Raw genomic sequence first — 14,270 nt, forward strand, 5'->3', positions numbered from 1 at the left:
GCGCTTTTTGTAGCGTTATTCTCTGGTTATGGGCTTTTTCAGAGATATACTCGCCTTTTTCAAGAAAAGGCAGCGGGAAAGTACTCGCAATCAATTCTTCAGTTCTCAAATTGATGAATTATTCGATTATCTCTCCACCTATATCTCAACTTCAAATCAAGCCCATGCTACCAGTGTTTATATCAAAAACTACCTAAGACTTGGGGATAACGAACGCAAACAAAAACTCCCTGAGAGCTACCTATTTGTAGAAAAGTACCTGACGGATATTGATACCGGCTTCGGACTTTCAAAAGAAGAACTACGCGGACTAGTGAAAGTTAAATTCGCCAGTCTCCTTTCGATTATTGATTTTGCACTCATTTTTGAGGAGGAGGATCGTCAGGAATTTGAATTATGCAAACTTTTCCTAAGAGAAGTAGTCTCCGGTTTATCTGATTTACTTGGAGAATCGGGTAGCAAGAAGATCCAGGAAATCAAACATTATATAGAGAGTGTACCTAACGCCTTTACCGGGAAAAACCCTCTTAACGATGAGAACTTCCATCCTTCTGGCTATAACGACTGGATTCAGTTTTTAAGAAAACTGAGTTTTTTCACTTTTAACATTCTTAAAGAAAAATTAGGAGAAGAAGCAGCGCTTCGAAGGTATGATAAAGGTTATAAAAGCCTAGCTGCAAAGTACATTAACCTGGACTCCTTCCAAATCATCATTTCTATCCTACCTGAGGTATTGATGGATGAAGATCGAATTGGAACTCTCACCAAGCACCAAATTGAAAAACTATTATTAAAGCGCGCCGATCATTTCGAACAGTTAACAAAGGAACTACAAGAGAAAAACGAAGAACTTGAGCGTACTCAAAAACTACTGATCGAGGCAAAAGATAAAGCCGAGGAGGCAACTAAAACCAAAGCAATGTTCCTGGCTAATATGAGCCATGAAATTCGTACCCCAATGAACGCTGTGATAGGGATGACAGAAATTTTGAAAGACACAGACCCTTCCAAAGAACAGCTCTTATATATAGATACTATTTATAAAAGCGGGTACGATCTGATTCATATCATTAATGATATCCTCGATTATTCAAAAATTGAGTCAGGTAAACTTGAGCTGGAGCAAAAGGAAATAAACATTCATGACTTTACCTCTGATGTTACCAACCTCCTTGTACTTAGAGCCGAAGAAAAGAATATTGATCTGATCTATTATGTAGATGAAGCAATACCAAGCTGTGTTCTGGCAGATCCGGTACGCTTAAAACAGGTACTGGTAAATCTAATTGGTAATGCTATAAAATTCACAAATGTTGGAGAAGTAGTACTCGAGGTTCTCTTAAAAGAAAAAACGGATCGTACTTTAGATATTGAGTTCAATATAAAAGACAGTGGTATTGGTATTCCGAAGAATAAGGTGAAGCATATTTTCGATTCTTTCTCCCAGGTTGATACCAGTACAACAAGAAATTATGGTGGAACAGGACTAGGGCTCACTATTACCAAAAGCCTGGTTCAGATGATGAATGGGAATATCTCAGTGAGAAGTAAAGTGGATGAAGGCTCGACTTTTACTTTTACAATAAATGTTCCATATAAAGAGGATGAACCTGTTAATAAAAAGCTCAAGGCTTTTGACAAAAAGACTATTCTTTTAGCTGACCAAAATGAGACTCATAAGAACATACTGGCTAAAAAACTCAAGTCCTGGGGGGTTGAAGTTCATACTTTTAGTACAGCAGAAGAGCTCCTTGCTAATTATAAAAAAGCCGGCTCTGTTGATGTAATCATGGTTGAAGACTTCTTGCTCAATAAAACTGATTCTTCATTTAAGGAAGTCTTTTTTAATCTGCTTACATCAAAAAAAATCCCACTTGTTCGAGTGGTACCCTTTGGGTACCAACCCAATGAGTTTAGTTCCAATATGGGGCAAGTGATAAACCGGCCTATCAGAAGAGCGACTCTTATTGATACTATTTATGATGCATTAACAGATGTTAAAACAATTGAGAAAGTTACTGCTCCGAAACCCCTTCATACCCCAAAAAAGATTTCTATTTTAGTTGCTGAGGATAATTCTACCAACCAGGTAGTTATGAAAAAAATGATGTCTAAAATCGGTTACGAAATAGAAATAGCTGAAACCGGTGAAGAGGTTATTCAAAAACTGTCCTCAAAATTTTATGAACTTATCTTCATGGATGTGCAGATGCCCATATTGGACGGTCTGCAAGCTACCCAAAAAATTAGGTTAGGAGTATATGAGAAAGGTCAACCCACAATTATTGCGATGACTGCCAATGCATCAGAAGAAGACAAACAAATGTGTTTGTTTGTAGGCATGAACGATTATTTAAGCAAGCCAGTTACTCGGAACGATATTATTTCAAAGATTGAAAAATGGTTTCCCGAAGAATAATCTTATGCCTATATTTGCAGCAGTGAAAAATTTAAGAGTTCATACAGCCCATCACACTCATCATGGTAGCCATCATGGTCACCACATTGTGCACTAATATTCCGCACACCCTTTTTCACTCAACATACCACCCTCTTTTTAATCACTTTTTAATTACAATTTTATGAACCGGACGAAAGATTCCACTACTTCTTTGCGCATTGCAATACAAAAAAGCGGCCGTTTAACAGATAAAACTATTGAACTGTTACATGGTATCGGGGTAGAGTTTGATAATTATAAACGCAACCTGATGGTTAAAACCAGGAATTTTGATGTAGAACTTCTTCTTCTTCGAGATGATGACATTCCGGAATACGTTCAGGATGGGATTTGCGATCTTGGTTTTGTAGGAGCAAATGAAGTATTCGAAAAAAATGCAGATGTTACCGTTCTAAGGGGACTTAATTATGGGAATTGTCGTCTTTCAATTGCAGCTCCTAAAGAGTCCGAACTGAGTACCCCTTCTGACTTTGAAGGAAAAACTATTGCCACAAGCTATCCTTTCTTAACAAAAAAGTTTTTTGAAGAGCATTCGACAAATGTTTCTGTAGTAGAAATCTCAGGAGCTGTTGAAATTACCCCTCAGTTAGAAGTAGCTGATGCGATCTCGGATCTGGTTTCTACCGGTGGTACTCTTATTGCTAATGGTTTAGAAGAACTATTTACCATTCTTGAATCGGAAACGAAATTGGTCCGCACCAATAAAGAGTTATCCCCTGGTAAGAAACAGCTAATTGATAAGTTTTTAGTTCGAATTGATGGATATCAGCAGGCTAAAAAAAGCCGGTATATTATGATGAATGCTCCCCAGAATAAAGTTGATACTATAAAATCTATCATACCTTCTATGAAAAGTCCTACCATCGTTCCTTTGGCTGAATCAGGAATGGTTGCTATTCACACGGTAATCCCGATTAATAAATTCTGGGAAGTGATGGAAGAATTAAAAGAAGTTGGTGCATCCGATATTGTAATGCTCCCTATCGAAAGTATGATCCTGTAACCTTTGAAACCCAAATCATTCTCTATTATGCAATCCTATTCTATCGAACAATTATCTGAGCAAGAAATCCGGGAATTAGTAAAACGTCCTAATATGGATTTCTCAACCGTTTTTGAACTGGTTCAACCTATTATTGAAGAGGTAAAAACTAACGGTGATGCTGCGGTAAAGTCCTATACCAAAAAATTTGAACAAACAACACTCGATCAGGTTACCATCAACCCTGCTGATCAAGAGATTTCTATTTCTCCCGAAGTAAAAAAAGCAATCGATACTGCTTTTGAAAACATAAAGACTTTTCATGAGGCACAGCTCACATCCCCTATAGAAATTGAAACGATGCCGGGAGTGCGATGCAAAAAGATCATGCTCCCTATCGAGAAAGTTGGGCTTTATATACCCGGAGGAACAGCAATACTACCATCAACTGCTATGATGCTGGCCATTCCTGCTATGATTGCAGGATGTAACACCATCATACTGGCAACTCCTCCTAAACCCGACGGAACCATTGCCCCGGAAATTATCTATATCGCCCAAAAAGCTAATGTTGATCTCATTCTTTTGGCAGGGGGCGCTCAGGCTATTGCTGCTCTTGCTTATGGAACGGAATCCGTACCCAAGGTAGATAAAATTCTCGGTCCTGGTAATCAGTATGTGACAGCGGCTAAAATGCTATTGCAAAATAGTGAGGCACAGATTAGTATCGATATGCCTGCGGGTCCTTCCGAGGTTCTGGTAATTGCTGATAACTCCGCAAATCCTTCTTATGTAGCTGCTGATTTGTTATCCCAGGCCGAACACGGTGAAGATAGCCAGGTGGTTCTCGTTTCTATTGATGGTTTTGACGAAGCTTCTCTGGAATCAGAGATCATTGCGCAGTTAAATAAGCTCCCAAGAAAAGATATTGCCCAGAAAGCGCTCGAAAACAGTTACACTATAAAAGTGGGTACTATTGAAGAAGCGATTTCATTCTCGAATCAATATGCCCCGGAACATTTAATCGTGAATGTTCAGGATGCCGAAGATTATGTTCAGCTTATTGCTAATGCCGGATCTGTATTTCTTGGCCAATATACTCCCGAAAGTGTAGGTGATTATGCTTCTGGCACAAACCATACATTGCCAACCTATGGTTTTGCCCGAATGTACAGTGGTGTTAACCTTTCTTCATTCCAAAAATCAATAACGATGCAAAGCCTTACCCGAAATGGATTGTTAAATGTAGGACCTTCAGTTGAGGTACTTGCTGAACTTGAAGAACTACAGGCCCACAAAAATGCGGTTAGTATTCGACTAAAGGATTTGAAATGAAAAATATTATTTAAAAGGTCATTCTGAGCCCGCCTTCTCCCGAAAGTATTCGGGATACGGAGGACAAGCGAAAGCGAAGGATGACAGTAATAGCATGAAAAAACTCGACCTTAAAAAATTAGTACGACCAAATATCCTGAACCTGAAACCTTATCGAAGTGCCAGAGATGACTTTGATTCAGGGATTCTTTTAGATGCCAACGAAAATTCTTTCGGTGCTCCATTTGATCATACATCTGAACTGAATCGATATCCAATGCCCTATCAGGAGGATCTGAGACAGAAAATTGCAGATTTCCGGGGAGTAGATAGTTCAAATGTATTTGTCGGGGTTGGAAGTGACGAAGCTATTGACTTGCTCTTTCGGATTTTCTGTGAACCTGGCAAGGACAGAGTGCTGATAACCCCTCCTACTTATGGGATGTATAAGGTATCAGCAGCCATAAATAATGTATTTATCGATTCAGCCCTGCTTACTCCTGATTTCCAGTTAGATGTACGAGCAACGTTGGCGGAAGTAAAAGAACATACCAAGCTGATTTTTCTGTGTTCTCCCAATAACCCTACCGGAAATAGTCTCACTACCGAAGATATTCTCTCCATTGTTAATGGCTTTGATGGGATCGTTATTGTAGATGAAGCTTATATTGATTTCAGTGAGAAGCCAAGCCTGGCTAATCACATCACTAAGTACCCTAACCTTGTGATATTGCAAACGCTCTCTAAAGCATTTGGCCTGGCAGGAATTCGGTTGGGCATTGCTCTGGCAAACCCTGAAGTAATAGACTTTATGATGAATGTGAAAGCTCCATATAACGTCAATAAGCTTACTTCAGAAGCAGCGTTAAAAGGCTTCGATCATGTAGCCGAAATGCGTTCCAATGTTGAGCAAATCAAAAAAGAACGCAGTAGTGTAATTCAACGACTAGAAGCTATATCTGAAATTGAGAAGGTATTCCCAACCGATGCTAATTTTTTGATTTTCAAAATTAACGAGGCCTTGTCGATCTATAAAAAGCTTGCAGAGAAAGGGGTCATTGTCCGCTATCGAGGAAATGAACCTCACTGCGAAAATTGTCTGCGACTCACCATAGGAACCACTGAAGAGAACGATCGCTTTTTCGAAGCGCTCTCTGAAATCCTTGCAGAATGAAGCTAACCGAACCCTATAATCAAGATGCTGGTACCAGTTTCTGTCCGATGACAGGAATGTCTTTTCGGTTTGCAAACAACAGAATTGCACATGAAACGAATACCACAATGGCCATTATAAATAATGTCCCTCCATCGTTTTGCACTACAATACCCAGTACGGTTAAATGGCTTATGATCGCACCACCGATTACCCCCAAACCTAGAATAGCTCCTAACCAGGTCGTTCTTGGTACAAGCAGCAACACAGAAGCAACAAGTTCAGCTACCCCAGAAGCATATCGGCCAAATGGCTCCAGGCTTACCGTTTCGAAAATGTATATGGATTCGGGAGCTCCCGTAAATTTAAAAAACAGGGTTTGCAGCATAATACCAGCTGCAGCAACTCTAAGGATCCAATAAAAAATGTTTACTTTTGATTTCATAATTCACCAAATGATTTTTTTGAAAGAAGCTACCAAGGATAAACACTCAAATAATCACATAAGAGTAACAAATCGGTTTCTAACTTCTAACCCAAATGCCTTATGAAACTCTGGATCGATTCTATTAACCTGATAAAAAGTGAAAACAAGAAGTTTCTCAACCCTGGTAGTGTTTATTTCTTGTCAGAATTAGCGCTAAAGGGTTTCGAGGTTTGCATGGATACCGAAGCTTTCAGCAAAAGGCAGATCGCGCTTCTGGAGCATGAAGAGCTGATTATTGAGTTTGAACGAAGTGAAGCTGAAGCCATCATTGAGTTTGATAAAAGTGAAGGTAAGTACGAGTTTTGGGTATCTGAACAAATAGTTGCATCAGGGTACGAACTTTCTGACTTGCTGAACTCACTTAAAACGGGACTACAACGTGGAGCCAGCTTTCAACGCAAAACGAATGAAACGGATATATCTATTTCCCTCAATCTCGATGGTAAAGGCTCTTCTTCTATTAACACCGGGTTAAAGTTCTTTGATCACATGCTGGAGCAAATTGCAAGACATGGGCTGGTTGATCTGAATATATCCTGTGATGGAGATTTAGAAGTTGATGAACATCATACTGTTGAAGATGTAGCTATAGCCCTTGGGGAAACACTTATCAAAGCTCTGGGCGATAAAAAAGGAATTGAACGCTACGCCTTCGTTTTGCCCATGGATGAAGCTCAGGCAACCGTTGCGCTTGATCTCTCGGGAAGACCTTACCTCGTATTCGAGGGTGAATTTAATCGTGAATATGTGGGAGATCTCCCTACTGAAATGGTCAAGCACTTCTTCTATAGTCTCGCAATGAGTTTAAAAGCTACACTTCACATAAGCTTTGATGGAGAAAATGATCACCATAAAATTGAAGCCTGCTTCAAAGGATTTGCAAGAACCCTAAAATCGGCTGTTGAAAGAAATCTTAGAACCATGGATCAAATCCCAAGCTCAAAAGGAGCCCTTTAATGATTGGATTGATTAAGTATCGTGCTGGAAACATTGCTTCTGTATCAAATGCACTGGATCGATTGGACATCGACTATTTCCTGGCTCAAACCCCTGAAGAGCTCGAAAAAGCAGATGCTATTATTTTTCCTGGTGTAGGTCATGCAGGCGCTGCCATGGAATCGTTACAGGAAAACGGTCTGGATGAATGGCTTAAACAAACAGACAAACCAGTTCTGGGAATTTGTGTAGGTATGCAACTTCTGTATGAATCTTCTGCTGAAGGGGAAACCCACGGCCTTGGCATAATCCCGGGAAGACTGGAACGCTTTGATGAAAGCCAGGAAAAGGTACCACATATGGGCTGGAATACCTTCCGAATCAACAGAGATAACCCTCTGCTTGAAGGCATTGAGGAAGATGATTTTGTTTATTTCGTGCATAGCTACTTTGCTCCCGAAAATGAGTGCTCCGTAGCCAGTTGCAGCTACATTCATCCCTTTTCGGCAGTAGTGGAAAAGGACAATTTCTTTGGGGTTCAGTTTCACCCTGAAAAATCCGGCAAAGTTGGCGCCAGGATTCTTCAAAACTTCGCTAATTACGTGTATAACAATTAACCAAGAGAATAACTTTAAATGCAAGCAATACCAGCTATCGACCTGCTTAATGGTCAATGTGTACGATTACATAAAGGAGCCTATGAGGAAGTCACCGTTTATAATGACTCTCCACTAAATCAGGCCAGGCTTTTTACTGAGGCGGGTTTTTCGCACCTCCATATCGTGGATCTAAACGGCGCCAAAGAAGGGCATTTCGTTAACCTGCCACATATTTCTCAAATAATCTCAGAATTAAAAGTGTCGATACAAACGGGCGGCGGGATTCGCACCTTTGAAGACGCCGAATACCTCTTTGAGCAGGGCATATCTAAGGTGATATGCAGTTCAATGGCGATCAAGAATGAAACAGACTGGCTGAAGTTACTCGAGAAATATCCCGAAAAAACCATTCTGGGAATGGACCTGAAAGATGGTAACATCGCGTATGCCGGATGGCTTGAAACAGCCTCCGAACCTGTTAATGAATTTTTAGCTCGGATGGAACAAGCAGGCTTGCAAGAAGTACTTTGTACAGATATCTCTAAAGACGGAACACTTTCCGGTCCCAATTTAGAGTTGTATAAAGAACTAAAAGCAAGCTTTCCCAATCTCAGGTTGATTGCATCAGGCGGTGTTTCCTCTTATGAAGACCTTGAAGAGCTGGATGCTATGAACATTGACGCGGTAGTTGTAGGAAAAGCGTATTACGAATCACGAATTAGCCTCGAACAAATGGCTAATTTCAAATAAATTTGGTGTGTGTTCGAAATAAAGAACTTTAAGAATAATATCTAAAAAGAAGCCTTTAGTCATTCCTGCGAAGGCAGGAATCTAGATTTGGATAAAGAGAAAAGTTTAATCTTTAAATAAATTTAGATTCCAGGCATACGCCGCGGAATGACATTCTTAATATTTGTAGAGTGTTTCTTATTTCGAACTTAGACTAAATTTAGATTTGTAAAAGTCTTTCTGGTTGCCAAACTTAATACTTTCTTAAAACGGCTATGAATGAGCTTTCTTGAAAAAATAGGTTTAGGACGCAAAAAAAAGGAACTAACTCCCTTACTGGGAGAAAAAAAGAAGAAGGAACAAGAAGCATATTCCCTCAGAAGGAACCCCTATCTGAGAGCTTTTATCTTTATTTGCTTCATTCTTATCTCTGTGTTTTCCCTTCCTCGTACCAGTGTTCAATCCAGTTTTAATTATACAGTAGGGCAACCGTGGAGAGCGGATGATTTAACTGCTCCATACACCTTTGCCATCAACAAGACTGCTGCTGAAATTGAAGAAGAACAACAAGCAATAGAACAGCAGCTCCCTCCTATTTTTACAGTGAATGAGCAAATTCCAATAGCCGTTCAAACACGATTAGATTCCCTGTATCGTACCCTTCAACCTACGTTACAAGCTTATACCGACTGGCAAACGGCTAAAGAGAATAATATTCCAACCATATTAGATGATAGTCTTCGATTTGCAAGCGTATATGCCCGGTATAATATAGGCCTCACTGATTTTGCCCTGAATACGCTCCTGGAAAGCTATCATCAGGTTCAAAGCCGAAATCTTCCAATCAATCGTTTTGCAGGTGTTATTGTTAAGCAACGGTTGGAAGAAGTCGTTGATCAGTTATTGAATCAGGGAATTATTGATATCAATAAATCCAACATTAGTGCCGATCAAATTACCGTCCTAAACCCTGCTCAAAGTACCGAACAATCTGTAAATATTGCCAGGGTAAGAGATCTCCGAGAAGCCAATGAATTCACCCAGTTTCAGCTCAATCGCTCTCTTCCTGAAAATCAGTCCCGGCTCGGCATTGAACTTTATAACAAGGTAATTGCTCCTAACTACAGTGAAAGCGAAGAACGTCGCCAGGAACGACTTGATGAGGCCATAGGGAACATTTCTGAAACGAAAGGTGCAATGACACAGGGGCAGGTGATCATCCGAAATGGTGATATTGTAAATGATGACACTGCAAATATTCTCAGAAGCCTGGAAGAAGCCCGTGCATTAAATGCATCTGAATTGGAACAGTGGCTTCGCTTTTCAGGAGGAGTGGTGCTCGTTATAGTTATTTCCCTCGTGTTCTTTATGTACCTGTATCTTTATCGTCGAAAAATTAGCAGTCATAACGGACTTTTTTTCCTCGTGTTTTTGACCCTTGGACTTGTTACTACTGGTGCCGCTTTTATTATTTATTTTGGGGTAGCTCACCCACTTATTATCCCGGTTGCAATAGCACCTATCATGCTAACCATCATTTTTGATTCAAGGGTAGGAATCATCGCTTCTGTAACCCTTGCTTCGCTAATTGGATTGGTACATGGATATAACTTCGAGTTTACGATTGCTACTATAGCAGCCTGTTCGATGGGGGTATTTTCGGTCAGGGATGTTAAGGATCGATCTCAGTTTTTCTTTACTACTCCGGGTATCGTTTTTCTAACCTATTTAGTCACCTTAGGTGCATTCGGAATCTCAAAGATGGAAGGATGGGATGTCGCGTTGGACAACCTGATGTATATCGCCATTAATTCATTATTCATCCTGTTTACCTATCCAATCATCCTGCTTTTTGAAAAACTATTTGGAGTAACTACCGACTTCACATTGCTCGAATTAGGAGACACAAACCAGCCACTGTTAAAGGAACTGATGACTACGGCTCCAGGCACCTTCCATCATAGTTTACAGGTAGCCAATTTATCAGAAACAGCTGCATCTGCCATTGGAGCCAATCCTCTATTGGCAAGAGTTGGAGGTTTATACCATGATATAGGCAAAATGATCAAGCCCGAATATTTCGTGGAAAACCAGTCCTCAGGGGTTAATGAGCACGATAAACTAAAGCCTCAAATGAGTGCCATGGTCATTAAGGCTCATGTTTCAGAAGGCGTTAAAATGGCCGAAGAATATGGACTCCCTAAAGTACTTATTCATTTTATAGAGACCCATCATGGAACTTCTGTGATTCGCTTCTTCTATGAAAAAGCTAAAGAGGACGAGAACCTCAAAGAGATGCATAATGAGGAGCAATTCAAATACGAAGGGCCGCTACCAACTACGAAAGAAACCGGTATTCTTCTGTTAGCCGATGGTATTGAAGCCGCCTCCCGTGCAATGAAGAATCCTACGTATAGCAAATTAGAAAACCTGGTTCATCGTATGGTAGATGATCGGGTAACCGAAGGTCAGTTAAGCCATTGTCCATTAACTTTCAGAGACCTCCAGATTATTAAAGAAAGCTTTTTAACCCTGCTCGTTGGGGTGTATCATAGCAGGATTGAGTATCCTGAAGATTCTGAAAAGGTTAAGGAAAAACAGGAACAAGCTGAGCCTGAAAACAACCAAAATGGTGCCCCTCAAGACCAGACCGAAGAGGCTCCAACCAACTAGTTTTGAGATTTAAGCAAAAACTTGAACTATATCTTCAATTCATCAAGCTTGAAAAAGGCCTTTCTGAAAATTCGGTGGTCTCCTATAAAAACGATCTCGACCGGTACCTCCAATTTCTTCTCATAGAAAAAAAGATAAGTGACCTTTCCGGAGTCACCCTTTCGCATATTGAAGATTTTTTGAATTACCTGATCGAGTATGAACTACTTTCCCCTGGTTCCCTGGCTCGTAATATTTCAAGTATCCGGGGCTTCCATGAGTTTGCCGTAGTTGAAGGTATGACCGAGGCAAATCCAGCTGAACTTATTGAACTCCCCAAAAAGGCACGGAAGTTACCCGAGGTACTGTCACCTCAGGAGATTGAAGAAATGCTGGCAACCCCTGATACCTCCAAACCAGCAGGAATAAGGGATAAAGCTATCCTCGAATGTTTGTATGGCACCGGGATGAGGGTAAGCGAACTCACCGATTTGGAAACGGATCGGATGTTTTTTGAAATAGGATTCATTCGCGTTATTGGAAAAGGAAGTAAAGAGCGGCTGGTTCCTGTTGGCGAAATAGCCCAGGAGGCTATTGAGCATTATCTCACTAAAGCCCGTCCTTTATTTTTTAATAAGGAAAAGGCCGAAAAAGCTAAGAACAAGGTGTTTTTGAATCAGCGGGGTGGAGCTTTAACCCGGATGAGTATCTGGAATATTGTGCAGAAAGCAGCCAAAGTTGCTGATATCAAGAAGAAGGTATACCCGCATATTTTTCGCCATTCTTTTGCTACTCATCTTTTGGAGGGAGGTGCTGATCTACGAGCGGTTCAAGAGATGTTGGGGCATTCATCTATTCTCACTACCGAGATCTACACCCATGTTGATCGTTCGCTACTCCATCAAACGCATAAGCAATATCACCCAAGAGCCTGAAGTATATTCCGGGTGTTTACTCCCCCATGGGAAGCGCTCCAGATTACTTCTCCATTTTTGATGACAAACACTTGTGGAGATTCATGCCTGATCGAAACTTTATCGCCCAGGTAGATTGAAATCGGCCGGGATCTTATCACATCTATCAAATGAATCGGCGCTCCTTTTCTCTCCTCTTCACTAATTGACTCAACATTTTTCTTGGCAAAATAGCTGGTGCCACAGCTGTTGCTGTGTTTTAAGATAATCTGTGGAGCTGAATTTGAGTCCTTAAACACATCTTCAACCTGCTCAGTAGCGGTCAGATAGTTCCATTGAACTTGATCCGAAGAACTTCCAGCGCCAAAAAAAGAATCAAATAATCCCATACCGTTATAATTTCACAAAAATATAATCCATTCAGGCATCTAATGCATTTGGAACTAATTGGCTGCAATGTTTATTTACTGCACAAACTAAATCGTAATACAATCGCCATGAACACACAAGCATTTTGGCTAGGTCACTCTGCCTTTCGAATTATCAGTCCTAAAGGAAATATTATTTATATCGATCCTTTTTTACAGCATAACCCGGCCACTCCAGATGAATTAAAGAGTGTTGAAAAAGCTGATTTTATCCTTCTTACTCATGGCCATGAAGATCATGTAGGAGATACTCTTGAAATTGCCAAGAATACAGGAGCCAAAGTGGTGGGTATCGTTGAGCTCATCTCCCTTCTCCAAAATGAAGGACTATCGGCAGAACAATCAGTGCCGTTCAATAAAGGTGGTACTGTTCATTTTGATGATTTTTCGGTGACCATGGTTTCTGCGAATCATAGTTCGTCATACAAAGGGCAATATGCCGGAGACCCGGCGGGATTGGTGCTGTCCTTCGAAGAGGACATTTGTATCTATCATATGGGCGATACCAATATTTTCACTGATTTGGCACTGTATGGCGAGTTGTATGAACCGGATGTGGTCTTAGCCCCTATTGGAGATCATTTCACTATGGGACCTGAGGAAGCCGCGTATGCTGTTGAAATGATTGATCCTGATTACGCCGTGCCTATGCATTATGGAACCTGGCCTCCGATAGCTTCCGATCCACAGGTGTTTAAAGAAACGCTCGAGGAGTTTACTGAAATAGAGGCCATCATCCCAAAAGTGGGCGAAAACTTCCTGGACTTATAACCATGTCGGATTATACCATCCCTGGTAATGCTCGGATTGGGCATGTGCACTTAAAGGTGTCTGACCTGGAACGCTCGATTGATTTTTACTGCGGACTCCTTGGCTTTGAATTAATGACCAGGTATGGTTCCCAGGCGGCGTTTATTTCTGCGGGGGGGGTATCATCATCATATCGGGTTAAATACCTGGCAGAGCTTGGGGTCTGAACCAGCTCCCAAAAAATACCCCGGACTCTTTCATACTGCCATCTTATTTCCTACCCGAAAGGATCTTGCTGTAATCCTGAATCGACTTATGCAGGAAAAGTACCCGCTAACCGGAGCTTCGGATCATGGGGTTTCGGAAGCTATTTACCTGGACGATCCGGATCAAAATGGAGTAGAACTGTATTGGGATAAACCCAAAGAGCAATGGCCTAAAAAAGAGGATGGCAACCTGGATATGTACACCCGGCATCTGGATTTGAATAATTTACTAGCCGAGCTTTCTGTTTGAGGGGCATTGGCTTCTCTTTCTCCACCCCGCCCTTCCGTCATCCCGCACTTGATACTGAATCAAGTTCAGCACAGGTTGCGGGATCTGTAGAGAGACCAAACGTTGATTAATCAAATGCTGTATCAACGAATCATGCTTTACAGATCCCGGGTCTTCGCCTGCCTTCCAAAGTTTTGTACGGCGGACAGGCCCGGGATGACCTAGTTGGGTAGCGGTTATTTAGTGTACTTGAACTTATTTAAGAAAGAATAACTAATGAACAAAAAGAACAGAGATATCAGCACCCAGTAGGAATAGTTGATTATACCAGATTCTGAGATGCCCGTACTTTCGTAAAAGAGATATAAAA

12 protein-coding genes and 1 pseudogene are annotated in these 14,270 nt (G+C 40.9%); 11 read left to right on the top strand and 2 right to left on the bottom strand.

Going from position 1 to position 14,270, the window contains the following annotated elements:
* The first annotated feature begins 28 nt into the window (after positions 1-28).
* The 4 genes from ED557_04010 (at position 29) to hisC (ending at position 5,931) form a co-directional block, all read left to right on the top strand.
* Positions 29-2,419: a response regulator gene (locus ED557_04010; protein RNC85942.1), complete on the top strand. Its 2,391-nt coding sequence runs from the start codon at positions 29-31 to the stop codon at positions 2,417-2,419.
* A gap of 163 nt (positions 2,420-2,582) precedes the next feature.
* On the top strand, positions 2,583-3,464 hold the full coding sequence (locus ED557_04015) for an ATP phosphoribosyltransferase (protein RNC85943.1): 882 nt from the start codon (positions 2,583-2,585) through the stop codon (positions 3,462-3,464).
* 24 nt (positions 3,465-3,488) lie between these two features.
* A complete protein-coding gene (hisD, locus tag ED557_04020; GenBank protein RNC86169.1) occupies positions 3,489-4,778 on the top strand; it encodes a histidinol dehydrogenase in 1,290 nt (429 codons plus the stop codon).
* Positions 4,779-4,872: 94 nt separating this feature from the next.
* The gene (hisC, locus tag ED557_04025) at positions 4,873-5,931 is read left to right on the top strand and encodes a histidinol-phosphate transaminase (protein RNC85944.1); all 1,059 of its coding nucleotides are present in this window, start codon (positions 4,873-4,875) and stop codon (positions 5,929-5,931) included.
* A 19-nt stretch (positions 5,932-5,950) separates the two neighbouring features.
* Here hisC and ED557_04030 read toward each other — a convergent pair whose 3' ends face one another.
* Positions 5,951-6,355, bottom strand: a complete 405-nt coding sequence (locus ED557_04030) for a DoxX family protein (GenBank protein ID RNC85945.1) — start codon at positions 6,353-6,355, stop codon at positions 5,951-5,953.
* A gap of 216 nt (positions 6,356-6,571) precedes the next feature.
* Between ED557_04030 and hisB the strand changes: the two genes are divergently transcribed.
* The 5 genes from hisB (at position 6,572) to xerD (ending at position 12,248) form a co-directional block, all read left to right on the top strand.
* Positions 6,572-7,354: an imidazoleglycerol-phosphate dehydratase HisB gene (gene hisB, locus ED557_04035; GenBank protein ID RNC86170.1), complete on the top strand. Its 783-nt coding sequence runs from the start codon at positions 6,572-6,574 to the stop codon at positions 7,352-7,354.
* On the top strand, positions 7,354-7,950 hold the full coding sequence (gene hisH / locus ED557_04040; protein RNC85946.1) for an imidazole glycerol phosphate synthase subunit HisH: 597 nt from the start codon (positions 7,354-7,356) through the stop codon (positions 7,948-7,950). Before hisB ends, hisH begins: the two co-directional genes overlap by 1 nt.
* An 18-nt stretch (positions 7,951-7,968) precedes the next feature.
* Positions 7,969-8,682 carry a 1-(5-phosphoribosyl)-5-[(5-phosphoribosylamino)methylideneamino]imidazole-4-carboxamide isomerase gene (hisA, locus tag ED557_04045; protein ID RNC85947.1) on the top strand — a complete coding sequence of 238 codons (714 nt, stop codon included), beginning with the start codon at positions 7,969-7,971 and terminating at the stop codon, positions 8,680-8,682.
* A 258-nt stretch (positions 8,683-8,940) separates the two neighbouring features.
* Positions 8,941-11,334, top strand: a complete 2,394-nt coding sequence (locus tag ED557_04050) for an HDIG domain-containing protein (protein ID RNC85948.1) — start codon at positions 8,941-8,943, stop codon at positions 11,332-11,334.
* A 2-nt stretch (positions 11,335-11,336) separates the two neighbouring features.
* Positions 11,337-12,248, top strand: coding sequence for a site-specific tyrosine recombinase XerD (xerD, locus tag ED557_04055; GenBank protein RNC85949.1), 912 nt, complete (start codon positions 11,337-11,339; stop codon positions 12,246-12,248).
* On the opposite strand, the gene ytxJ is transcribed toward xerD, so the two are convergent.
* Positions 12,233-12,616: a bacillithiol system redox-active protein YtxJ gene (gene ytxJ / locus ED557_04060; GenBank protein ID RNC85950.1), complete on the bottom strand. Its 384-nt coding sequence runs from the start codon at positions 12,614-12,616 to the stop codon at positions 12,233-12,235. The two genes, xerD and ytxJ, sit on opposite strands and share 16 nt — an antisense overlap.
* A gap of 108 nt (positions 12,617-12,724) precedes the next feature.
* On the opposite strand from ytxJ, the gene ED557_04065 reads away from it, so the two are divergent.
* Together ED557_04065 and ED557_04070 are read left to right on the top strand one after the other, a co-directional pair.
* Entirely contained in the window at positions 12,725-13,426 is a 702-nt protein-coding gene (locus tag ED557_04065) for a metal-dependent hydrolase (GenBank protein ID RNC85951.1), read from the top strand.
* Positions 13,427-13,428: 2 nt separating this feature from the next.
* Positions 13,429-13,921: pseudogene (locus ED557_04070) on the top strand (glyoxalase).
* Positions 13,922-14,270: the final 349 nt, after the last annotated feature.

This window comes from Balneola sp. (genome assembly GCA_003712055.1).
Classification (GTDB): Bacteria; Bacteroidota; Rhodothermia; order Balneolales; family Balneolaceae; genus RHLJ01.

Bases quoted from the DNA above. Each gene is read 5' to 3' on its own strand.
- ED557_04010 (RNC85942.1), top strand. From the start codon at position 29: ATGGGCTTTTTCAGAGATATACTCGCCTTTTTCAAGAAAAGGCAGCGG.
- ED557_04015 (RNC85943.1), top strand. From the start codon at position 2,583: ATGAACCGGACGAAAGATTCCACTACTTCTTTGCGCATTGCAATACAA.
- hisC (RNC85944.1), top strand. From the start codon at position 4,873: ATGAAAAAACTCGACCTTAAAAAATTAGTACGACCAAATATCCTGAAC.
- ED557_04030 (RNC85945.1), bottom strand. From the start codon at position 6,355: ATGAAATCAAAAGTAAACATTTTTTATTGGATCCTTAGAGTTGCTGCA.
- hisB (RNC86170.1), top strand. From the start codon at position 6,572: ATGGATACCGAAGCTTTCAGCAAAAGGCAGATCGCGCTTCTGGAGCAT.
- hisH (RNC85946.1), top strand. From the start codon at position 7,354: ATGATTGGATTGATTAAGTATCGTGCTGGAAACATTGCTTCTGTATCA.
- hisA (RNC85947.1), top strand. From the start codon at position 7,969: ATGCAAGCAATACCAGCTATCGACCTGCTTAATGGTCAATGTGTACGA.
- ED557_04050 (RNC85948.1), top strand. From the start codon at position 8,941: ATGAGCTTTCTTGAAAAAATAGGTTTAGGACGCAAAAAAAAGGAACTA.
- ytxJ (RNC85950.1), bottom strand. From the start codon at position 12,616: ATGGGATTATTTGATTCTTTTTTTGGCGCTGGAAGTTCTTCGGATCAA.
- ED557_04065 (RNC85951.1), top strand. From the start codon at position 12,725: ATGAACACACAAGCATTTTGGCTAGGTCACTCTGCCTTTCGAATTATC.